This is a genomic window from Helicobacter sp. TUL (assembly GCF_002287135.1).
In the GTDB taxonomy this organism is placed as follows: domain Bacteria; phylum Campylobacterota; class Campylobacteria; order Campylobacterales; family Helicobacteraceae; genus Helicobacter_F.
Genome location: NZ_NESU01000015.1, coordinates 17,759 through 39,569, shown reverse-complemented (window position 1 = coordinate 39,569; position 21,811 = coordinate 17,759). Strand labels below are relative to the sequence as shown.

The 21,811-nt window shown below is 38.9% G+C and carries 25 protein-coding genes; 11 read left to right on the top strand and 14 right to left on the bottom strand.

Going from position 1 to position 21,811, the window contains the following annotated elements; all coding sequences use genetic code 11:
* Window positions 1-35: 35 nt before the first annotated feature.
* The 4 genes from serB to recR all read right to left on the bottom strand — a co-directional run bounded on the left by serB (window position 36) and on the right by recR (window position 2,726).
* On the bottom strand, window positions 36-674 hold the full coding sequence (gene serB, locus B9T66_RS07345) for a phosphoserine phosphatase SerB (protein ID WP_095628329.1): 639 nt from the start codon (window positions 672-674) through the stop codon (window positions 36-38).
* Entirely contained in the window at window positions 674-1,714 is a 1,041-nt protein-coding gene (locus B9T66_RS07340) for an alanine racemase (protein ID WP_095628328.1), read from the bottom strand. The genes serB and B9T66_RS07340 overlap by 1 nt, the downstream gene beginning before the upstream one ends.
* A gap of 49 nt (window positions 1,715-1,763) precedes the next feature.
* Window positions 1,764-2,063, bottom strand: a complete 300-nt coding sequence (locus tag B9T66_RS07335; protein WP_095628327.1) for a c-type cytochrome — start codon at window positions 2,061-2,063, stop codon at window positions 1,764-1,766.
* 72 nt (window positions 2,064-2,135) lie between these two features.
* On the bottom strand, window positions 2,136-2,726 hold the full coding sequence (gene recR / locus B9T66_RS07330; protein WP_095628326.1) for a recombination mediator RecR: 591 nt from the start codon (window positions 2,724-2,726) through the stop codon (window positions 2,136-2,138).
* A gap of 74 nt (window positions 2,727-2,800) precedes the next feature.
* Here recR and dnaJ point away from each other — a divergent pair, with 74 nt between their 5' ends.
* Genes dnaJ through B9T66_RS07310 form a run of 4 tightly spaced genes read left to right on the top strand, consistent with a single transcriptional unit; the run spans window position 2,801 to window position 5,979 of the window.
* The gene (gene dnaJ, locus B9T66_RS07325) at window positions 2,801-3,901 is read left to right on the top strand and encodes a molecular chaperone DnaJ (RefSeq protein WP_095628325.1); all 1,101 of its coding nucleotides are present in this window, start codon (window positions 2,801-2,803) and stop codon (window positions 3,899-3,901) included.
* Complete coding sequence (locus tag B9T66_RS07320) at window positions 3,901-4,428, top strand: hypothetical protein (RefSeq protein WP_095628324.1); 528 nt, start codon at window positions 3,901-3,903, stop codon at window positions 4,426-4,428. Before dnaJ ends, B9T66_RS07320 begins: the two co-directional genes overlap by 1 nt.
* Window positions 4,428-5,159 (top strand): 23S rRNA (cytidine-2'-O)-methyltransferase TlyA, encoded by a 732-nt coding sequence (gene tlyA, locus B9T66_RS07315; RefSeq protein ID WP_095628323.1) that lies wholly within the window; start codon window positions 4,428-4,430, stop codon window positions 5,157-5,159. The genes B9T66_RS07320 and tlyA overlap by 1 nt, the downstream gene beginning before the upstream one ends.
* On the top strand, window positions 5,125-5,979 hold the full coding sequence (locus B9T66_RS07310) for a bifunctional riboflavin kinase/FAD synthetase (protein WP_095628322.1): 855 nt from the start codon (window positions 5,125-5,127) through the stop codon (window positions 5,977-5,979). The genes tlyA and B9T66_RS07310 overlap by 35 nt, the downstream gene beginning before the upstream one ends.
* A gap of 34 nt (window positions 5,980-6,013) precedes the next feature.
* Here the strand turns inward: B9T66_RS07310 and ilvA are convergent, their stop codons facing one another.
* Window positions 6,014-7,249, bottom strand: a complete 1,236-nt coding sequence (gene ilvA, locus B9T66_RS07305) for a threonine ammonia-lyase (RefSeq protein WP_095628321.1) — start codon at window positions 7,247-7,249, stop codon at window positions 6,014-6,016.
* Window positions 7,250-7,392: 143 nt separating this feature from the next.
* Between ilvA and B9T66_RS07300 the strand changes: the two genes are divergently transcribed.
* Window positions 7,393-8,571 carry an MFS transporter gene (locus tag B9T66_RS07300; RefSeq protein ID WP_095628320.1) on the top strand — a complete coding sequence of 393 codons (1,179 nt, stop codon included), beginning with the start codon at window positions 7,393-7,395 and terminating at the stop codon, window positions 8,569-8,571.
* A 4-nt stretch (window positions 8,572-8,575) separates the two neighbouring features.
* Here the strand turns inward: B9T66_RS07300 and B9T66_RS07295 are convergent, their stop codons facing one another.
* From B9T66_RS07295 to B9T66_RS07285, 3 genes are read right to left on the bottom strand one after another with little or no spacing between them, the layout of a single operon-like run.
* Window positions 8,576-8,992, bottom strand: a complete 417-nt coding sequence (locus tag B9T66_RS07295; RefSeq protein WP_095628319.1) for a universal stress protein — start codon at window positions 8,990-8,992, stop codon at window positions 8,576-8,578.
* On the bottom strand, window positions 8,989-10,233 hold the full coding sequence (locus B9T66_RS07290; protein ID WP_095628318.1) for a molybdopterin molybdotransferase MoeA: 1,245 nt from the start codon (window positions 10,231-10,233) through the stop codon (window positions 8,989-8,991). The genes B9T66_RS07295 and B9T66_RS07290 overlap by 4 nt, the downstream gene beginning before the upstream one ends.
* Window positions 10,234-10,278: 45 nt before the next feature.
* Entirely contained in the window at window positions 10,279-10,692 is a 414-nt protein-coding gene (locus B9T66_RS07285) for a Fur family transcriptional regulator (protein WP_095628317.1), read from the bottom strand.
* 181 nt (window positions 10,693-10,873) lie between these two features.
* On the opposite strand from B9T66_RS07285, the gene ffh reads away from it, so the two are divergent.
* The 6 genes from ffh (at window position 10,874) to rplS (ending at window position 14,472) form a co-directional block, all read left to right on the top strand.
* Entirely contained in the window at window positions 10,874-12,211 is a 1,338-nt protein-coding gene (gene ffh, locus B9T66_RS07280) for a signal recognition particle protein (RefSeq protein ID WP_095628316.1), read from the top strand.
* 92 nt (window positions 12,212-12,303) lie between these two features.
* Entirely contained in the window at window positions 12,304-12,534 is a 231-nt protein-coding gene (gene rpsP / locus B9T66_RS07275) for a 30S ribosomal protein S16 (protein ID WP_095628315.1), read from the top strand.
* 34 nt (window positions 12,535-12,568) lie between these two features.
* Complete coding sequence (locus tag B9T66_RS07270; RefSeq protein WP_095628314.1) at window positions 12,569-12,826, top strand: KH domain-containing protein; 258 nt, start codon at window positions 12,569-12,571, stop codon at window positions 12,824-12,826.
* Window positions 12,783-13,367 (top strand): ribosome maturation factor RimM, encoded by a 585-nt coding sequence (gene rimM, locus B9T66_RS07265; RefSeq protein ID WP_095628313.1) that lies wholly within the window; start codon window positions 12,783-12,785, stop codon window positions 13,365-13,367. Before B9T66_RS07270 ends, rimM begins: the two co-directional genes overlap by 44 nt.
* Window positions 13,367-14,077 (top strand): tRNA (guanosine(37)-N1)-methyltransferase TrmD, encoded by a 711-nt coding sequence (gene trmD, locus B9T66_RS07260; protein ID WP_095628312.1) that lies wholly within the window; start codon window positions 13,367-13,369, stop codon window positions 14,075-14,077. Before rimM ends, trmD begins: the two co-directional genes overlap by 1 nt.
* A 23-nt stretch (window positions 14,078-14,100) precedes the next feature.
* Entirely contained in the window at window positions 14,101-14,472 is a 372-nt protein-coding gene (gene rplS, locus B9T66_RS07255; RefSeq protein WP_095628311.1) for a 50S ribosomal protein L19, read from the top strand.
* 101 nt (window positions 14,473-14,573) lie between these two features.
* Here the strand turns inward: rplS and B9T66_RS09395 are convergent, their stop codons facing one another.
* From B9T66_RS09395 to B9T66_RS07225, 6 genes are all read right to left on the bottom strand, one after another.
* On the bottom strand, window positions 14,574-16,931 hold the full coding sequence (locus tag B9T66_RS09395; RefSeq protein ID WP_095628310.1) for a tetratricopeptide repeat protein: 2,358 nt from the start codon (window positions 16,929-16,931) through the stop codon (window positions 14,574-14,576).
* Window positions 16,932-16,989: 58 nt separating this feature from the next.
* Window positions 16,990-18,195: a bifunctional glutamate N-acetyltransferase/amino-acid acetyltransferase ArgJ gene (argJ, locus tag B9T66_RS07245; protein WP_095628309.1), complete on the bottom strand. Its 1,206-nt coding sequence runs from the start codon at window positions 18,193-18,195 to the stop codon at window positions 16,990-16,992.
* Complete coding sequence (locus tag B9T66_RS07240) at window positions 18,188-19,312, bottom strand: potassium channel family protein (protein ID WP_095628308.1); 1,125 nt, start codon at window positions 19,310-19,312, stop codon at window positions 18,188-18,190. Before B9T66_RS07240 ends, argJ begins: the two co-directional genes overlap by 8 nt.
* An 18-nt stretch (window positions 19,313-19,330) precedes the next feature.
* Entirely contained in the window at window positions 19,331-19,519 is a 189-nt protein-coding gene (gene rpmB / locus B9T66_RS07235) for a 50S ribosomal protein L28 (protein ID WP_095628307.1), read from the bottom strand.
* Window positions 19,520-19,618: 99 nt separating this feature from the next.
* Window positions 19,619-20,488: a hypothetical protein gene (locus tag B9T66_RS07230; protein ID WP_095628306.1), complete on the bottom strand. Its 870-nt coding sequence runs from the start codon at window positions 20,486-20,488 to the stop codon at window positions 19,619-19,621.
* A gap of 8 nt (window positions 20,489-20,496) precedes the next feature.
* Window positions 20,497-21,783 carry an outer membrane family protein gene (locus B9T66_RS07225; protein ID WP_095628305.1) on the bottom strand — a complete coding sequence of 429 codons (1,287 nt, stop codon included), beginning with the start codon at window positions 21,781-21,783 and terminating at the stop codon, window positions 20,497-20,499.
* Between the last annotated feature and the right edge of the window lie 28 nt (window positions 21,784-21,811).

Sequence of the window (21,811 nt, the reverse complement as noted above, 5' to 3'; positions counted from 1 at the left end):
ATATATATCATAGATTCTAGAGCTAAAATTAGAATCTACACCTTATGGGCTTGTTCTAAAGAAGGAATGATAGCGCGCAAATCCTTTTGTTCAATAATAATATTTGCTGCTTGTTTTAATACTTCTTTAGCACAAAATGCCACGCGCGTATCCGCATGGGCAAACATACTCACATCATTTGCTCCATCACCCACACAAAGTGTATCTTGCACGCTCACGCCAAGCAAATACTGCAACCTTGCTAACAATACACCCTTAGAATCTCCAAACATCATCTCGCCGCCAACTTCACCGCTTAAAACACCAGCCTTTGTGTGCAAGATATTACTAAACTCGCCATCAAGCCCCAAGATTCTTGCAAAATGCCTTGTGGCAAAACTAAAACCACCACTAAAACACACCACTTTATAACCATGGCTTTGCAAAAAATGCACAATCTCTTGTGCGCCTAACATAAGTGGTAGATTCTCACAAATTTCTCGCGCCCTAGATTCAGTCAATCCAGCAAGCAAATGCACACGATTTTTAAGGCTTTCATAAAAATCTAGCTCTCCACTCATAGCTTTATGTGTGATAGCTGCAACTTGTACTTCCACGCCACATTCTTTTGCCAAAAAATCTATCGTTTCACCATCCATCAAGGTACAATCAAAATCAAAAACCGCTAATTTCATTATTTCCTCACTATCGTGCGTTTAATAAAAGGCGAGAGATGTGTAAGCACTTCATAGCTAATGGTATTAAATGCCTGTGCTATGGGCATTACATTATCAAAAACACAGATTCTAGGTGCATCACTCACGCACGAAAAACAATCCATAGAAGTGCGAGGCAAGATCCTCTTCCCACAGGCAGTATATAGCTTTGTGTGTTCATTGATGCGAGGAAATCCATCACCATATCCAATATCATATGTGCTCACCATACTCTCTTCTTGTAGCACACTTTTGCCACCATAGCCTATTTTTGCGCCTTTTGGCAAGATTTTAGATGAGATTCTATCTGCCCATAAAGACGCCACAGGCTTAAGCGCATGAGCAATTTGGGGTGTAGCATCTGATTGGAGGTATCCATATGCGCCAATCCCCACACGCACCAAATCATCTGTGATAGTCTGTGATCGCAAAGTGCCAGAAGAATTCAGCCCATGAAAGCGTGGTTTCTCTATGCCAAGCTTCTTGCAAATATACAATACTGCAACCTTAATGTTTTCAAAGTTTTCGCACCCTATCTTAAAATCATCACCCAAATCATCGCCATACCCATTATGTGTAAATACACCAAAAAGCTCTAAGCCATTTTGGGTGATTAATGTGATGTATTCCTCTAACTCGCTAGGATCAATGCCATTGCGATTCATGCCAGTATTGACTTTTAATTCAACCTTGCTTCCAAATGCCAATGAATGCAAAATTTCTTTATTGTTAATTGCAATCGCCATATTGGGTGCTAACGCCCCCTTTGGCTCACCATATAAAATCGTAATAGAGCCAAAAAACTCTCGCACAACCTGTGCTTCATCATATGTCTTCACAAACACATCTTGCACACCAAATTCTCTAGCTAAACTCGCAATCTCTCTCAATCCATGTCCATAGGCATTGTCTTTAAGAACCAAGGCTAATTTTGTAGATGTAGAATGCGTATGAAGATGTTTTGAAATATATGTGAGATTATGAAAAAAAGCTTGAGAATCTAAAAGAATTTCTGACATGTAGGAAGTCTATGTATGAAGCTAGAGGAAATCCCCCTAGCCCAAAGAGTTATTTTGGCAAACTAGAAATGTAAGTTGCAAGCTCTTCGATTTGATCATCTGTAAGAGTAGCTGCATTTGGATTCATAAGGTTTGCTTTACCATGACGATTAAGTGTCTTAGCTCTGTAACCTTTCAAATCCTCAACAATCGTAGCTTTATCCAACCCAGCAATAGCATCATTACCAAAGTTTGTTTTTTTACCATCAGCTCCATGGCAACTTACGCATTTTTTGAAAGTAGCTGGTGCTTCAGCTGCCAATGCCATACTTACACAACCTGCTGCAATAAGCAATACTAACTTTTTCATTTTCGTCTCCTTTTTTGATGAAATGACCTTAGAATTCTACCTAAATTAGGACTTATATAAGCCTTAAATTTGCTAAATTTTTACTCGCGCGCTCAAAGCCCGAGACAAAGAAAGCTGATCAATAGAATCTAAGCCAATCCCTGTTGGCACACCCTGTGCAATTTTTGTGAATCTAAGATTGGTATTTTGCAATGCATCTTCGACAAAAAGCATAATCGCTTCATTTGCAAGTGTTGGCGAGAGTGCAAAAATCACCTCAACGATATTTTCAGATTCTATACGCCCAGCTAAAAGTGCAAAATCAATATCTTGCATGTGTGCCTTTGAATCTAGCACAAAATATCGACCCCTAAATTCCCCCATAGCTTCTATCGTAAAAATATCCTTTGGGTGCGCTACAATACACAATTCTCCATTCTCCCGCGTAGAATCCAAACAAATCTCACAGACTTCAGATTCACTTAATCCTAGACATTTCTCACAGATACGCACATTGCGTGTGGCTTCTTCAAGCGTATGAGCGACTTTTAGTCCCAAAAACTTATCCTCTGTGCTTAGGGTGAGTGCGATTTTTTGTGCACTTTTTTTGCCAATAGCTGGGATTTGCTCTAATGCCTCTACAAGTGCAAAAAAAGACTGCAACCCCATTTTGTAGGTATTCATTTTCCCTCCCACATATCTTTTTTAGTTTTCTTTTGCTACAATTTTTGGTTTTATTTTCAAGGAGTATTATACCAATGGAAAGCCTAGATTACTATGAAGTGCTAGAAGTTACGCGCACAAGCGATAAAGAAAGTATCAAAAAATCCTACCGCAAACTCGCACTTAAATACCACCCTGATAGAAATCCCGATGACAAAGACGCAGAAGAAAGATTTAAGCTTATCAATGAAGCCTATGAAGTGCTTAGCGATGAAAACAAACGCGCAATCTATGATCGATACGGCAAAGAGGGCTTAAATGGTAGCGGTGGCGCACAAGGCTTTGGTGATATTTTCGAAGGCTTTGGAAGTATTTTTGAGAGCTTTTTTGGTGGGGGAAGCACGCGGACAAAAAGAGGTGAAGATCTACACGCACTCCAAGAGCTTCATCTAAGCTTCAAAGAAGCAGTGTTTGGTTGCACAAAAACAATCAAAAATATTTATAAAGTCTCATGCCAAAAATGTAATGGCACAGGTGCAAAAGATGGCAAACTTCAAACTTGTAGCACATGTAGAGGTGAGGGAAAAACCTATATACGACAGGGCTTTGTAACCTTTGCCCAAACTTGTAGTGCGTGTGGTGGCACAGGAGAGAAAAAGGTTGAAAATTGCCCAGCATGTAAGGGCAAGGGCTATGAAAACAAAGAAGAAAGCTTTGAAGTTACAATCCCAGAGGGCGTAGATAGTGGCAATAGAATCCGCTTACAAGGTAGAGGACATGCCGATAAAAATGGCAAAAGGGGCGATTTATTTTTACAGATTCACGCTGATGATGATGAGAACTTTATCCGCGATGGTGAAAATATCTACATAGAAGTTCCGGTGTTTTTTACTTCCGTGCTCTTAGGTCAAAGTATCAAAATCCCTTCCTTACGCGGCGAGTTAGAACTAAAACTTCCAAGTAATGCCAAAGATGGCGCACAATTTGTATTTGAAAATCAAGGAGTAAAAATCCTCAATACCTCTGCATATGGAAAATTTGTGGCACAAATTACTATTACCTATCCCAAAAAGCTTACTGCCGAGCAAAAAGAATTGCTTCAAAAATTACATGAGAGTTTTGGAAACGAGAGTGCACCACATCTTAGCGCGCTAGATCAATGCTTTGCCAAAATCAAATCATGGTTTAAGAATTAATGCGTAGCCTTGCTTGTGTTTTATGTATTCTTATTTGTAGTGGGTGTAGTGATGTAAGCACATATTCTCTCATACCTTCTGCAAAAAATACCGATATCACACAAGAAAAACGCTTGGAGCGCAAAGTCCAAGCATCACGCAAGGCTGAAATTATAGAGGGCAAATATACGCCCTTTGTTGCTATTGCAACATATTTAAATGATGTAGATCATATCAATGCCCCACGCGAAGTATTTCTCATAGAATTGTATGAAAAAAAGCCCGATCCCAAAATCCAAAGCAAACTCTCTTTTGCACTTCTCTCGCATGATATTCATATGGAATCTCTTTTTGTAACACGCCTAAATCCTCATCAATATACTGATATTTTGCGTCCCAAAAACCCATACAACACGATATTTGTCGTGGAATTTGATAGCATAAGCAAAAAACACAGGGAAACAATGAAACTCCAAGTAACAATCAAAAATGTAGGAAGTATGACTTTTGACTTTGGCTATCCTGTGTTAAAAAGCAAACTTCGCTAATGCGCTTAGATTCTCTTTTACACAAAATGGGATATTTTCAAAGCAGACAAAAGGCAAAAGAGGCAATTTTGGCTCACAAGGTTTGTTATAAAAATACATTACTTACCAAACCCTCAATGATAATCCAACCTAGCGATACACCGCTTGATCCTGCATATTTAGAAATCAAGGCGCATCTAGTAAGCCGCGCAGGATATAAACTCCAAGATTTTCTTACATATCTCTCCACCTTAAATGTGTCCTTGCAAATTGCTCATAGCACAATCCTAGACATAGGCTCTAGCACAGGAGGCTTTGCGCAAGTCCTCTTAGAATCTGGTGCCAAACATATCGTGTGCGTTGATGTAGGAAATGCACAACTCCATCCTAAACTACGACAAGATTCACGCATAAGCCTTTTTGAAAATTGTGATATTCGCGATTTTCACTCAACTATGCATTTTGATCTCATCACTTGTGATGTGAGCTTTATCTCGCTACGCCTTATTTTGCCCTCAATATTGCGCTTTAGGGCTCCGTATTTACTCTTGCTCTTTAAGCCACAATTTGAAGTAGGCAAAGATGCCAAACGCAACAAAAAAGGCGTGTTGCAAGATGAGTATCTTATCAAACAAAATTTAGAACAATTTTGTGCCCTGCTCTCTCAAACACATACCTACATACTACACAAAAGCAATATCTTAGGAAAGGAAGGCAATGCTGAATACTTTATCCTCGCGCAACTCAAATGAGATTACTTCTCTTGCCATTGGCAAATTTGATGGCATGCATCTTGCGCATTTCAAACTTTTGGAGCATTTAGATTCTCAAGGTGCAATTTTATCTATCCACACACAAGCTCCTCGTATGCTCACACCACACAAAGAATCTCACACAAACATACCTATATTTTATGTCGATCTTGCGCGCATAAAAAACCTAAGTGGCAAAGCATTTGTCGAATTTCTCACACGACACTTTAGGACATTAAAACGCATTGTGGTAGGGTATGATTTTAAGTTTGGCAAAGATAGAAAGTTTAGTGCTTCTGATCTCTATACACTCTGTGCGGACAAAGAAATCATCATCGTGCCAGAATACAAAATCCATGATCTTGGTGTGCATTCAAGCATTATCAAAGAATGTATCACCACAGGCAATATTCCTATTGCCAATCTTTTGCTAGGGCGAATCTACACCATATATGCCCACACAACCACGGGGCAAAATATCGGCTCACGCGAACTCTATCCAACAATCAATCTTGTATGTAATGACTACATATTACCCCAAGATGGCGTATATGCAAGTATGTGTAAGTTTGATGAGATATGGTATGAGAGTGTGAGTTTTGTGGGTAATCGCTTAAGCACAGATAGAGAATTTAGCATAGAAACACATATTTTAGGACGCTCTATCCCTACACTGCCACCATATCTCACGCTAGGGTTTGTGCAAAAAATACGAGAAAATAGGCATTTTGACACCCTACAATCCCTAAAAGATCAAATCACTAAAGATATTGATACCGCTACTCATATCTTACGCACTATAAATACAAAGACTCCATAAATTACAAAGCTAGATTCTTTAGAAGGTAATCACACTATATCACTTCGCTAAATTTATACCCACACTCTAATAAGCTTTTTAGCACAGATTCCTTATGCTCCCTGCCCTTTATCTCTAATGCCATTGTGATAAGCACATCGCCATATTCTAAACTCGTAGGTGTGCGATCATAATTTATTTGAACAATATTTGCTCCAACCTTTGTGAGAATATTTGTGAGATTCTGTAAGCTTCCTGGCTTATCTATAAGGACAACCTCTAACTTCATTTTTCTATCAGATTTAAACAAACCACGCTCAATAATCATATTTAGCATTGTTACATCGATATTGCCCCCACTCAAAACCGCTCCAACTTTTAAAGAGGGATTGAGATTTAGTTTGTGATGCAAAAGCGCAGCAACACTTGCTGCACCAGCACCCTCTACTACGAGCTTTTGAGATTCTAGCAGAAATAAAATTGCACTTGCTATCTCTTCATCATCAACTTCTACCATATCATCAACACCCTCCAATATGCACTCAAACACACCCTCATTTACATCACGCACAGCAATCCCATCGGCTATGGTGCGCACAGATTGGGAATTGAGAATCTGACGCGCATGAAAGCTCTTCATTAAGGCATTTGCTCCCTTGGCATTGACGCCTATTACTTTTGTTTTTGGACTTAATGCCTTATACGCACTTGCTATACCGCTAATAAGCCCACCACCGCCTACTGGCACCACCACAATATCAAGATCTTGCTCCTCTATCATCTCAAGTGCAATACTACCCTGCCCTGCCATAACCTCTGCATCAGCAAATGGGTGAATAAAAGTAAGATTGCGCTCTTTAGCAAGTTTAAGCGCATAAGCATAGGATTCATCATAATTATTACCCACAAGCACCACTTCTGCACCCATTGCCTTAGTGCCATCAACTTTGAGTAGCGGCGTATTTTCTGGCATAACAATGACAGCCTTTGTCTTAAAATATTGTGCACTATATGCAACACCTTGGGCGTGATTACCTGCACTTGCGCATATAACCCCCTGTGCCAAAAAATTCGTGCTATCGCGTGCATCTTGTTCTTTTAGTGTAGCAATCTTGTTATAAGCGCCACGGATTTTAAATGCCCCTGTAAGCTGGAGATTTTCTTTTTTTAAAAACACTTGCGCGTTAGCCACCTTACTAATGCGCGGTGCAAAAGCAAGCGGTTGATGAGCTATCACACTCTGCAAACGCGATCTTGCGTCTTGTATATGAGAAATGTTGATAAGTTTCATATATGCCCCATTAGATTGAATAAGATTTGATTGCGGTTTTATTGTAACGCGTTTAGCTTGGCAAAAATCTTAAACATTAAGCTTTATTACTATTTTTTTGTCCTATAATCCGCGATTTTAATTCATATCTGTATGGAGCGCTTATGGCACGAGATGTTTTGGGGCTTTCTCTTTCACAAAAAGTCATTGTAATCCTTGCATTAAGTTCATTTTGTATGGGGGTTACGGAGTTTGTTATCGCTGGAGTATTAATTGATGTGCAAAAGTTTTTTGATATCGATGCGCATAAGGCTGGTTACCTCACAACTGCCTATGCATTGGGTGTCGTTGTAGGCGCACCAATTGTAACCATTCCTCTTAGCTCCTTTAATCGAAAAATACAACTTTTACTCAATCTTGGAATCTTTGGTATCGCAAATTTTGTGCTCTATGTTAGCGATAATTTTTCTTTAAATGTTGTGGCACGTTTTATCGCTGGGACACAACATGGTGTGTTTTTTGTCATCGCTACCCTCACTGCCTTGCAAGTCTCACCAAAAGGCAAAGAATCTCACAACCTCGCACTGATGGTATCTGGTCTCACTATAGCGCTTGTAAGCGGTGTGCCATTGGGGACATTTATCGGTGAGGCTTATGGATTTAAGGCAATTTTCTTACTGATTTTTCTTTTTACAAGCCTCGCATTTCTTAGTGCATGTATTTTTATGCCAAATGATATCAAAGGGCAACAAATACGCTTTATCTATGTGCTAAAAGCCCTCAAAGTTTCTCAACTCCTTAAAGCATATCTAGTTACGATATGCACTTGTGGTGGGGCTTTTGTGCTATATACATATCTTGGGGAACTCCTTGTAAAAACAATGGGTTTTTCGCAAAATGCTATGGGCGTTATTCTTTTAGCCTATGGTGCTTGTGCTATTTTGGGGAATCTTGTTGGTGGCAAACTCGCCGATAGTCACGGCAGTATCACAGCCCTAAAACTGATTATCGGTGCGCAGATTCTCATCTATGCATGTGTGAGTGTGAGTTATCATTGGGATTGGCTTGTGATAGTGAATCTATGCTGTATGGGATTTGTCGCATTTGCAAGCATTCCTGCATTAAAAATGAATGCGATGAATGTCGCCAAAAAATACACTCCCAACTTTATGGATAGCTCTATGAGTGTGAATGAAGCTGCATTTAATGTAGGGATTGCGGTTGCTAACCAAATCGGCGGTCTTGTGGTTATCGCACCATTACTTGGTATTACCTACAATCCACTTTTTGCCGCGCTCTTTGCAATACCTGGGTTAATTGCAATTATCTACACGCGACACTAAACACTTATTTTGCGACAAGCACTGGAATTGGCGAGGAATTCACAAAGCTATTTTGATGAGAACTAAAGATTCTATAAAGGAGCGAAGATTCACTTGCACCAATTACCAAAAGATCATATTCATTTGCAATTTCAAGCATAATGTCAATAGGGTTACCTGTGCGCAGAATCTTTTGACATGTCAAACCATTTTCCTTAAAAGCCTGCTCAAATTCATTAAGAATCTCATTAGATTTTTCATGCTCAATATTTTCGATAGTTTCATAATTCACTACACCACTTTGAGCATATACTACAATATCTTGACTGACATGCAAAAGCGTGAGCTCGACATCTTTGCGATCACCAAAAAATTTTACAATCGTATCTATTGCTCTGCGGCATTCTTGCGTATCACTTACACCAAATAATACTTTTATCATAGACTCCTCCTTGTGTTGATAAAACGACACTCCTCTTCAAAATCATTCTCAAAGAGCAAACATCGTATAGATTCTTTAGCACTAATCTTAGCATAATTTTCATCCATAAGTGCTATCGCATTATTTTTCCACACATTAATAAGCGCACTTGATCCAAATTTACCACGATTAAAGACATAAAAAACGCCATCACGAAATTCCCCTAAAAGCAGTGTTTGCACACCATTTCTTAGCGCTACATCACAATCTACACAGCCAATATGTGCTTTTAGATAATACTTAGAGGCTCCGGCGCAAAACTCTAAAAAACTCAAAATAATAGTATAAACATGCAAGAGTGAAGCCAAAGGATTACCTGGCAACATAATAAAAATACTCTCACCCAAGAGCGCTATACTAAGATGTTTGCCGGGTTTTAGATTCACGCCATCAAAGATAAATTCTGCGCCAAGTTCATGTAATGTGGCTTTGAGCAAATCCGCATCCCCAACACTCGCACCCCCTGTGGTAACCACAATATCATATTCCCCAAGAGCACACAAAATCTCACGCAAACTCTGCCTATCATCTGGCAAGATTCCCTTATAACAAGACTCGTGATGATATTGTGCAAAAAGCGCCCTAAGTGTTGTGGCATTTGTATTATAAATCTGATGATCTAGCGCAACTTCTCCGGGTTCTATGACTTCATCTCCGCTAGAAAAAAGTGCAATCTTAGGCTTTTTATACACCTTGATGTATGAAAGTCCTTGGGAAGCAATCAAGCCTAAATCCAATGCCCCAAGACGCTTTCCTTTTGGCAAAATTACTGAATCTAAGGCAATTTCTTCACCTGCAAAACGAATATTTTGTGAATCTTTAATATCAGCAGGAAGCAAAATCGTATGCTCATTGCTATGTGTAACCTGCTCAATAGGCACCACAGCTTGTGTGCCACGAGGAATAGGAGAGCCTGTCATTACTTTATGGCAAACACCTTGAGTAAGCACAAATCCAACATTACTTTCTCCAGCAAGTGTGCGTCCAGCAAGCTTTACTTCTTTTCCTGCGTCCTCTATGCGCACTGCATAGCCGTCCATAGCAGAATTATCAAAAGGTGGCAGTGGGCGTGTAGCTACAATATCTTGCGCCAACACAAAGCCCTGCGCACTGCAAAGATCTTGGTTTATGATTGACAAAGATTCTCTTTTAAAAGCACAACTTTGCCAAAGTTTTTCAAAAATCTCTCCAACGCCTAGCACAACCCCTCCTTGCGTATGAATCTATGATGTGTGAATCTACATATTTTAAGCGCGTTGAGCACATTCTGGACACACACCAATAAGCACCGCAGAAGTATCATAAAGCCTATAGCCGCTTTTTTGCGATCCCATTTTTTCTAGCGTAGTTGTATCCATTTTTAAATCCTCAAATTTTCCGCATTTCTCACAAGCTACATGGATATGTTTATCACAAGCAAGTTCATATTTTTGCTTATGATTTGGTGCTTTGATTTCTCGCAAAATATTTGCCTCACACAATGCACCAATATTTTTGTAAATCGTAGCAAGAGAGATAGAAGGATAAAATTCTTTAATTCTTTCATACAATTCATCAACATCCATATGACCATTTTCTTCAATCTCATGCAACATTGCAATACGCTGAGGTGTAACTTTTAGATTCTTTGCTTTTAGATCTTTTGTAAATTGTGCAACCATAGATATATCCTTTGGTAGAAATTCTTTGTGTTGTAATAAAATGTATCAAAAAATCAAACCTTATACAAGAAAAAAGTTAATGCAAAATCCTACTATGCAAAATCGTAACTTTTAGCCAAAACACAATATTTTTTTTATACAATTCCAACTCCTAACACTTTTTAATACCTAAGGAGTTAGCGTGTTTGACACACTTACCCAATCATTCAAAAACATAACAAACAAAATCCGCTTTAGCGATGATGAAAGAGCACTAAAAGGTGCGCTAGAAGAGCTCAAAAAAATCCTACTGCGCAATGATGTGCATCATAAGGTTGCCAAAGAGATTCTCACACAAGTTGAGCAAAACACAAAAGCAAAAGGCATTGGCAAACAAAATTTCACACATGCCTTGCAAGAAAGTTTGCAAAATATCCTAAAAACCTCTAGGCATTATGGCTTTACCTTTGCGCCTACACCACCTACAATCGTGCTTATGATGGGATTACAAGGGAGCGGTAAAACTACCACCATCGCAAAACTAGGCAATTATCTTAAGGCTAGAGGCAAAAAGGTGCTTTTGGCTGCGTGTGACTTGCAAAGATTAGCTGCAGTGGAGCAACTAAAGCAACTAGGAGCAAGCATAGAAATTGATGTATTTGCTCCCACTAATAACTCACAAACGCCACTGCAAGTCGCACAAGAAGCCAAACAAAAGGCTATAAGCGGACATTATGATGTTTTGCTTGTGGATACGGCTGGACGCCTTAGTATTGATGAAGAGCTTATGAATGAACTTGCTGCAATCAAAAAACATATCGCGCCCACAGAATGCTTTTATGTAGCAGATTCTCTTGTAGGACAAGATGGGGTTAAAAGTGCGGCGTATTTTGATGAAAAGATTGGTATTGATGGCGTGATTTTGACAAAATTTGATAGCGATTCTAAAGGTGGTATTGCCTTAAGTATAGCGTATCAAATTGGTGTGCCATTGCGTTTTATCGGAAATGGCGAAAAAGTAGCAGATTTAGATCTTTTCTTGCCAGATCGCATTATTTCACGCCTTATGGGGGCAGGAGATATAGAATCTTTGGCTGAAAAAACTGCCACTATTATCACCCAAAAAGAAGCCAAAGACATTACCAAAAAACTCAAAAAAGGACAATTTGGGTTTGAAGATTTTCTTAGCCAAATAGAAAATATCAAAAAGCTTGGTTCTATGAGTTCGATTGTTTCGATGATTCCAGGACTTGGCAATATGGCAAGTGCCCTAAAAAATGTGGATTTGGATAACTCTCAAGAAATTAAAAATATCCGTGCAATGGTCAATTCTATGACACCAAAAGAGCGCGCAAACCCTGATATCCTCAATGGGTCAAGACGCAAAAGAATAGCACAAGGGAGCGGTCTTGATGTCGCAAGTATCAATCGTATTATCAAACAATTTGATAATGCTGCCAAAATGGCAAAAAAGATGGGTCAAAAAGGCGGTATGCAAGAACTTATGAGTATGCTAGGAAATGCACGATTTCCAAAGTAATATCAAAACAATTTAAGCAAACATAGCGTATAATCCGCCTTTTTGTAAATACACAAATTAAGATTCGCTATACAAACACAAAAGGAGAGCCAATGGCAACAGTAATTCGCTTAACCAAAATGGGACGCAAAAAGAAACCTTTTTATCGCATTGTAGTAACAGATTCTCGCAAAAAACGCGATGGTGGTTGGATAGAATCTCTTGGTTATTATAATCCTCTTGCACAACCTGCAGTTGTAAAATTTGATGCACAAAGACTAGAATACTGGAAAGGTGTGGGAGCAAAAATGAGCGATCGCGTGAGCAAACTCACAAGCAAATAACTACATATCTTTAGGCATATTGTAAGAATTTGTAATGATAGAAAAGTTCGTAGAAACATATACCAAAAAACTCGCTACAAAACCTGAATGTATCGGTGTCTCAAGTCGAGATATCACAGAAGAAGACGGAAGTATAACACGAGAAATATGTGTTTTGGCTCATTCTGATGATCTTGGGCGACTCATTGGTAAAGAAGGTAGAATGATAGGCTCTCTCAAAACACTTATTTCGGGAGCAAAAGCCAAAGATGGACAAAACTACAAAATCTTTATCCAAGCAATCAACCAATAATCTCATACAAATAGGCAAAATCGGACGCACCATCGGATTTGATGGGAGTTTGCGTCTTTTTGTGCAAACCGACTTTCCCACGAGCATAGCAAAGGATAAGCCATACTACACTTCCCACAGAATCTATTCATCTGTCATTGTGCAATCTTATACACCACTCCCTAATAAAGATTATGCAAAAATTCAATTTCGCGACATCACAACACAAGAAATAGCAAAAGCACTTACAAACCATATATTGTATGCGACCATAGAGCAAAGTCGGCAAGATTGTATTTTAAAAGACGATGAATTTTTTTGGTTTGATATTATTGGTTGTGACATTATAGAATCCCAAATTTCATTAGGCAAAGTCCAAGAGATTGAGCGCATAGGCAACACAGACTATATGCTCATAAGCACTAATCCTCATCTTATAACAACACACAAACTCCCAAAAACTTTTCTTTTACCCTACATCGATCGTTTCATTATCCAAACTGATATTGCGCAAAAATGCATTTACACGCAAAATGCGCGTGAAATTTTGGAAAGTAGTTAATGAAATTTAGTTTTTTTACACTCTTTCCACAGCTTATCTTGCCTTATTTTGAAGATTCTATCCTGAAACGAGCGCGAAAACACGAGCTTATAGACATTGAATGTATAAATTTTCGCGAATTTGCAACAAATACATACCAAGCAGTCGATAATCCACCCATAAGCGGTGGAGCAGGACAAGTGCTTATGTTTGAATCTCTAGCCTATGCGCTATGGGAGGCACGAAATTCCCATATTATATTTCTTAGTCCTTGTGGCAAGCCATTTAAACAAAATGATGCTGCACGACTTGCCAAAAAACCTCATATTAGCTTTGTATGTGGTCGTTATGAGGGCTTTGATGAGCGATTGATAGAATGTTTTGGCGATGAGGTATTTAGCATAGGAGATTATATCCTCACTGGCGGGGAGCTTGGAGCCTTATGTCTTGCAGATAGTATCGCACGACAGATTCCAAATGTGCTTGGCAATGCAGATTCACTCAAAGGCGAAAGCTTTGAATCTCATCTGCTCGAAGCCCCAAACTTTGCAAAAAACACATCAAGTTTTGAAAAAAAAATCAAAAATTTACAAAAATTTGCAATCCCTTCAGAGTATTCAAAGGGAAACCATAATAAAATCGCAGGTTTAAAACATTCTTTGGCAAGTTGCAAAACGCAATATTTTCGACCCGATTTGTTTCGCACACATCTCGCGGTAGCAAAGAAATAATTTTTGACATCTAAGGATTAGGTATGAAAAATAGATATATCGAGAGCTTCCAAAAAGCACAGATTGGCGACAAAAAAGTTCCGCAATTCAAGGCTGGAGATACCATAAGACTAGGCATTAAGATTCAAGAAGGCGATAAAAGCAGAATCCAAAATTTTGAGGGTGTATGTATCGCTATTAGGGGTAATGGTGTAGATCGAACCTTTAGCGTGCGCAAAATGGGTGCTAACAACATAGGTGTAGAAAAAACATTCCCACTTTATAGTGAAAGTTTAGATTCCATTCAAGTATTGCGTATCGGACGCGTAAGAAGAGCTAAACTTTATTACTTGCGCACTCGCAGTGGTAAAGCAGCACGTATTAAAGAGCTTCGCAAACAAGATCGCACAAAATAACTATCTTTCACGCTTCCCCTCGTATTTTTTATGTGTGAGGGGTATTTCCACTTCTTTATTACACAATATTATCCAAAATTTTTATCGTTAGGTTGTCTTTGCTAGTTTAAAAGCTTTAGGCTTTCAACACAGAGATTTTGCCACACATCTACCCCAGCGCCTTGGAGTTTCTGACAAGATTCAAAACTCTCTTTGGCATGTGTAAGATCACTAGCATTTTTATAATTTGATCCTTGCAAATACAAAACCTGTGCGCGAGTAGATGGTGTAATATCTTTTTGCAAAAGCTCACCTAAAATCGCATTAGAATCCTGCCACGCCCCAAGTCGCATATATGATTGCCCAAGGGCTAATTCCACATATGGTGTCCCATTGCTGCTCTTATGGAGGCGTTGTAAACGCAAAATATCACGCGCATATAATTCAATAGAAGTTTCTTCTTTTTGAGTTTGGGCAGATTTTAGCAGTTCCAAATCCACATCAATCATACGCACATCATCGCCAATATGTTTATGCAAAAATGTATAAACCTCACGCGCCTCATCAAGATTCCCTAGAGCTATGAGATTTTTAAACAACACAAAGCCAATGTCATAACGCCTACTCTCTCCTAACCCCTGTGCCAATGACAGCGCGTCGCGACTAGCAAGCGTGGCTTGTTTTACCATACCCAATTTATCGAGATTTTTTGCCTCATAATAGAGAATCTCTAACTTTTTACGCGTATCACTTTGTGCTTGTGCCATACCTTCTATAAGCTCTTGGGCTTCTTTATTAAGCGACACATCATACAAACATGTAAATGCTACTAGATTCTGCTCATCGCTAAATTTATCTTTTGGATAATGCGCAAAATACTCCACAATTTTTGGACAATCTTTAGATTCTATAGCCTTACGGATTAATGCAAAATAGCTTTTTTGGGCTAATTCTTGATCTTGTGTGCCCAAAAGCTCATTATATCGCCCTTGCGAGAAGAGAATTTGGGATTTTAATTCTGTGGCTTTTTGGGCAATATCTGTATTTGGGTATTTTTGTATGAGATAGTCATAGCGCTCAATTTTTTTCGCATCATCATCATCTACACCCACAAAAAAGAGCATCTTATCATCACGCTCTTTGACTTCTTGAGCCTGTGCTTTATTAGGAAACTCTTGCATAAAAAGCTCATTGAGTTCGTGTGCTTTCTCATATTGGTTGGCATTTTGATAATACAATGCAGCCTTATTTAGCACCTCATCACGCGCAAGCACCATATCATCATGTAGCTGTGCAAAAAGCATTTCACTCATTTTAGCCGCGCTCTCCCACATTTCATTTTCGGCAAGTAGCGCAATAAAATTATATGTTTTTGTAATATTTTCTCCCAAAAATTGTGGATATGCTGATAAAAGCGTATCGATAAGTTTTTGTGCATCTTGTTTTTTGCCAGATTCTATATAAAATTCACTCCAATTGAGTGCAATCATACTCGCACTATCAAGATCCTTTGCCTCCTGATAGGCTTGCACAAAAAGTCGCATAGCAGTAGGAGAATCTGAAAGTCCATAATAATTTTTAGCAAGCTGCATTTTTGCTAGGGGTGCAAAACGCGAGTTAGGATATTCACTAATTAAGCGGTCAAAAAAATACTTAGATTCTGATCCAAAGCGAATATCATTATACGCGTTTCCTATATAATACAAAACCTCTGGGATATACATATCTGTCGGATAGCGTTTGACCCATTTAGTCCCCATATCGATAATGGCATCAGCATTTTCTTGTGGATCGAGTTCTTGAAGCACCTTAAGGCGATAATACATCAAATCTTTGACAAAAATACTCTCGGGAAATGTGCGCAATGTCTCATCAATCATTTTTATCGCATCAAAATACAAGGCATTTTTCATCAAATCTTGAATCGCAAGATAATAGGTAAAATCTTGCCCTTCTTCAAACTCTAAAGGTGTGCGATTAATATCAAGCGCTTGGACAAAATTTTCTTCACCTTGCGCAATGCGCACAGGGAAATTTAAACCATCTACAGGAGCATTGCTTGATGAAAGAAAAGGAAAATGATCTTTATACCCCACAACTTGCCATTTTTTGGATTTTTTGGGACGCTCTTTGGGAATGGCTACTTCATCACGCAAATCTATGTAGGTATTAAAAAGCTTGGCAGAAAAATTTGGCTCAATATACAGGTAAAATTCCCCATCTATGACGCGATTCCAAAACTTAAAAAAAATCGTGCTTGTAGGCGAAAAACTAGCCGTAGGAGTTTGTTTAATAACGCATACAATCCTTGTCGTTTCGCCATAGGTATTGCTAAGAGCTTGACACTCAAAAGGTTCATCGTGCTGGAGATTTAGAACAGAAAAATGCGCATTATTTTGCTTACCATAATTAATGCTCACCTCAAGCGCATTACCAATTCCCACAACAATGAATGCACAGCACACAAAAACCCGTAGCAATCTTACTCCTTATTTATATATATGCAATATAAGCAAGTTTTGCACCATTTTTTATGTGTCAAGATCGATAATCTGAATTTATCTCCACATATTTATGTCCCAAATCACAGCCATAGCTCACATACGCACCTTGTGCAATTCCTAAATCACATACGATTCTAAATTCCGCAGATTCCATAGCCTTGTGTGCCTTAGCCTCTACCTCTGGAGTAAAAACAATATCACCCTTATCATACACTAACACGCTACCAATGCTAATACTTAGTAATTCTTCGCGCGCTTCTACTCCACTAGCACCTATAGTCGAAGCGATACGCCCCCAATTTGGATCACCACCAAAAATTGCCGTTTTCACAAGCAAAGAATTACTAAGGGCTTTGGCAGCACATCGTGCCTGTGCCTCATCACGAGCACCCTTTACTTCAAAGGCTACAACCCTACTTGCACCCTCGCCATCACGCACCATATCAAGAGCAAGTTTATGCGTGATCGTATCTAATGCCATACCAAAGGCTTCCTCATCGTATGCCTCACTTTTCCCGCTAGAGAGCAAAAATACAGAATCATTGGTGCTCATATCCCCATCGACACTAATAGCATCAAAATTTTTCTTAGCATATTGTTGGAGAAGTTTTTGTGCGTGTTCTGCAGGAATGGGTGCGTCTGTAGTGATAAAACAAAGCATTGTTGCCAAAGATGGTGCAATCATACCTGCGCCCTTTGCCATAGCACCAATCCTAAAACATTTGCCATTTTCTAGCTCAACTTCCAAGGCAATTTCTTTGCTAAAAGCATCTGTGGTTCGGATTGCATCACTAGCGCGCTTATGTGAATCCTTGCTAGATTCAAAACTAAATTTTTCAAAAGCCTGTATAATTTGTTCTTTTGGCAAACGCACACCAATAACACCAGTGCTTGACATAATAGGATTTGTAACCCAACTAAATCGCTTTTTTAAAGCGTCCAAAATCTCACATATATCTTGCACACCCGCTTTTCCTGTCATCGCATTGGCATTTTTTGTCGTGATAAGAATAAAATTGCTCTGCTTTCCTTCCACATATTGTCTAAAATGCACAATAGGCGCAGCAGCAAATGTGTTACTCGTAAAAAGCGTATGCACATTAAAGCCCTCTTTTGCACAAATAAACGCCATATCAAGCGCATTATCTTTTTTAAGTCCAGCTGCAACGCCATCAGCCAAAAATCCATTTGGTGCACACACACCACCATCTATAGGATATACATTATAATGTTTAGACATAATCCACCTCTCTAGGTTTTTGTTTTCTCATAATCAAGCGCTTTGTCATTCTTATACCTTCAGAAGTCCCTATAAGAAGCATTTTACATTCACTTGTTACAACCACATCTCCTGTTGGCATTGTGATAAATTTACCATCTTTTTGCGTAATAGCCACAACTGACACATTGGTTACATCTCTAAAATGCGCATCTTTAAGCTTTCGTAATACAAGCCAACTATATTTTGGCACGATGATTTCCTCCAAATCAAGCTTAGTATCGCGCTTATATAAAAATTGCTCCAAAAGATTTTCCATATCTGGTCTAATCGCCATAGCCGAGATTCTCTGCGCAAGAAGCTTGGAGGCAGATACGACAAAATCACAACCTAATTTTTTTAGTTTATCAATTTCTTCTTGTGTGCTAGCATTGGCAATAACATAATAAGGTTTGCGTCCCAATTCTTTTTCAAATAGCCTTACACTCGCGATTAGTGCGATATTTTCTGTAATATTTGGTGAGAAAGTGACAATGCCTTTTGCCGATGAGAGATGTGTTTTTAGCATCGCAACTTGCGTGTGTGGATCACCCATAATATAATAAGGATATTTGTGTAAGCGCGCCTCTTGCTCAAAGTTTGGTGCATTATCAACCACCACAAAGGGAATTTGAGATTCTCGAAACTGCTTAGTAAGCTCGATTGTGTGTTTGTTGTGATAACAAATCACATAATGATTGCGTAAGCGACTAATTTTGTAGATCATATTTTGCTCCTTGATAAGCGAAATAAGCGTGCTATTGTTAAAAATGCTAATAGTAAAGGCAACACTAAAGGTAACAATACCAGCACCACACACCATAAGTATAGTTGTAAAAATAATTGTAATTGTGCCAAAATCTCGCTCTTTGAGTGCGCCAAAACCTGTGTTGGTAAAAGTATATGTCGTTTGAAAGAAAGCCTGCATTAAATCATAATCTTCTAGGACAAGATATCCTATTGTGCCAAAAACGATAAAGAATTGAAGGAGTATAAGGGGGATTCTAAAAGGCTTAAGCTGCTGATAAAGTTCAGCACTCAAGCTAATATCGGGTCTTTGTTGAATCTTTGTGTGCGAATTTTTTTTTACCTTAGCCAAGGTGTAGAGAATCCTCTCTTAAGATTTTTTTCTCATTGTGCGTAGTGTCGAAGCAGCCACACGAACACGCACACTTGTGCCATCCTCTAGCTTAATTCTCACTCTACGCAAATTTGGTAAGGAACGCTTTTTTGTTTTGTTGTTTGCATGGCTTACATTATTGCCAACCATTGGACCTTTGCCTGTAAATATACATTTTCTTGACATTCTCACAACCTTTGAATGAATTTTAAGCTTGCAATTATACAAAAATATTACAAGGTTTTGCTTAAATGGTGCGATTTTGCTACCACAAAAACCAAAACCCTAAGGAGCAAGGATACGCACAAATGGATATTGCAATACCTGTGCTTTGGACAAGCAACCTATCGTGCCTCTTATAGCAGGGCAAAAAGACACTTGATATTCTTTGTTTTCTACAGATTGTGTATCCATTGCGCTCATCAATTTTATAGGATACACACCTTGTGTTTTGATTTTTAAAATAGCCTTAAAGCTCTCTGGTGCAAAAAGCTCTTGCATAGCACTTTGCTTAGCACCAAATGCCTCTGGCATTTCAGATTCTAAACACACATACGCAAATGCACCATTATTTTCTGGCAATTCCTCTAAAATGGCACAATCGAGTGAATCTCGTATATCTATAGCTGTAGATGTCTCATAAGGGTGCGAGAGATCTTGCATAAAAATTTCTATATTTCTCTCTTTTGCCACGCTTCCTAGAATCTGTGCAATAAACACGCTCTGCGTATGCAAATATAAATCACGCCCCAAAATAAGCGCACCACCACTTCGCACAAAATCTTGTATGTGTGTTACTTCCTCATCGCACAAACTACTTTCATTAACGATATAGCCGATGTCTAACTCCGCAACAAATTCTGCCAAGCTCTCACATTCTAATCCCAATAATGCACTCACGCCAGATTCTGTGCCAATTTCATAGCGATAGATATTGTGTGTATCCTCGAAAAAAAATGGGTGCAAGATAATCCCTTGAGTAACCTTAGCGCGCTCTAAGATCTCTTGTGCCAAAGGCGCAAAAAGCCCAAAACTTAACGCCCTCTTGTGTGTAGCTCCCACGCCAAAATCTTTAAGAGGCTTAATAACCTTACCGCTATACGCACCCAATGTCTGTAAAAATGCGTGAATATTTGGGAGAGATTGTGTATCCATGCAACCACCTAAAAATTGTAATTAATCTGTGAGATCACATAACTTCTATCTAGCGCTTTACCAACTTCATAGCTCTCGCCATTTAATGCCCATACACCAGCTTCTAGAGGCGTAGAAATATAATAAGTCGCTATCAATCCTAATGTAAGATGAGAATCTATCTCCCAATCTACATGTAGTTTTAGTGCGTGCTCTCTAGCGCTTGGTGCGGTAGTGTATCGTCCATCAAGCCCAAAAACAAAATTTCCAGCTTTTGTTGCTCCTAATGCGACATTACTAAAAAACAGCGCACTAAACGCATCAGGTGCCAAAAAGGCATTGAGCGCAGGACCTGTGCTATACACGCTATTATCAAGTGTATAGAATCCAAGTGGGTTGCCTGGTTGTCCCATACGTGCATTGGCATTACCTATATTTTTATATACGGCAAGTGAGACATTATAATGGCGTAAAAAATCAAAATCTTGCCGTGCCACAAGTGACGCACTAAACCCCGATGAATCCCCATCACCAAAATTTGCAAAATAATGTCTGCCAAGGCTATTTATCCCCTTATTGTGTATAGGAAAAAGCGCAGTAAGCTTGGTGGTAGATCCAAGCATATCAGAATCTCCAGCATAAATTTCAAGATTAGCACCTGGTGCGATGTATTCACGATCACCATAATACACATATGTATCAAACTTTACATGTTCATTTGCATAGCCTACCTCGGCATTTAAAATCCCATAGGTTGAAAACAGACGCTCATAATCCATAAACCACCCACCACCTGCAAAGGCAATTCCACTTGTGCAAAAAAGCTTTAGATGAAAACCACCTGCACGCACAATAGCATTCATGCCCTCGACATACGCATCAATCCAATCATCATTTTCTTGTTTGAATCTTCCAAGCTTAATGTCTATGTTCTCATCTTCATAGCGCATATACGCGTTATGCACAAAGATATTGTGCGCATTTGCTTGTGAGCCAACAAGATCGTTGCGATAACCACTCCAATAGCCGACATGATTAAACGCTAAGCCTTTTGTAGAATCATGTGTCAATCCTGCACCTGCACCACCTAGCACTATTTCAAAGCCATTATGCTTATATCCTACATTAAGCTGTCCCAATGCATACCCATAAGTATTGTTTGGAAAACTTCCTGCAAGTGTAGTCGCATTTTTGTTATACAGCTCCATACCACCAGTATAAAAAAAGCCGTTATCGCGCGTAGATTCTATAGAATCTTGCGCACAAAGCCCAAAGCCACAAACCAAAGCCATACATATGCTGTATTTTATTTTCATTGTATTAGTCCTAAAATTTTATATGACA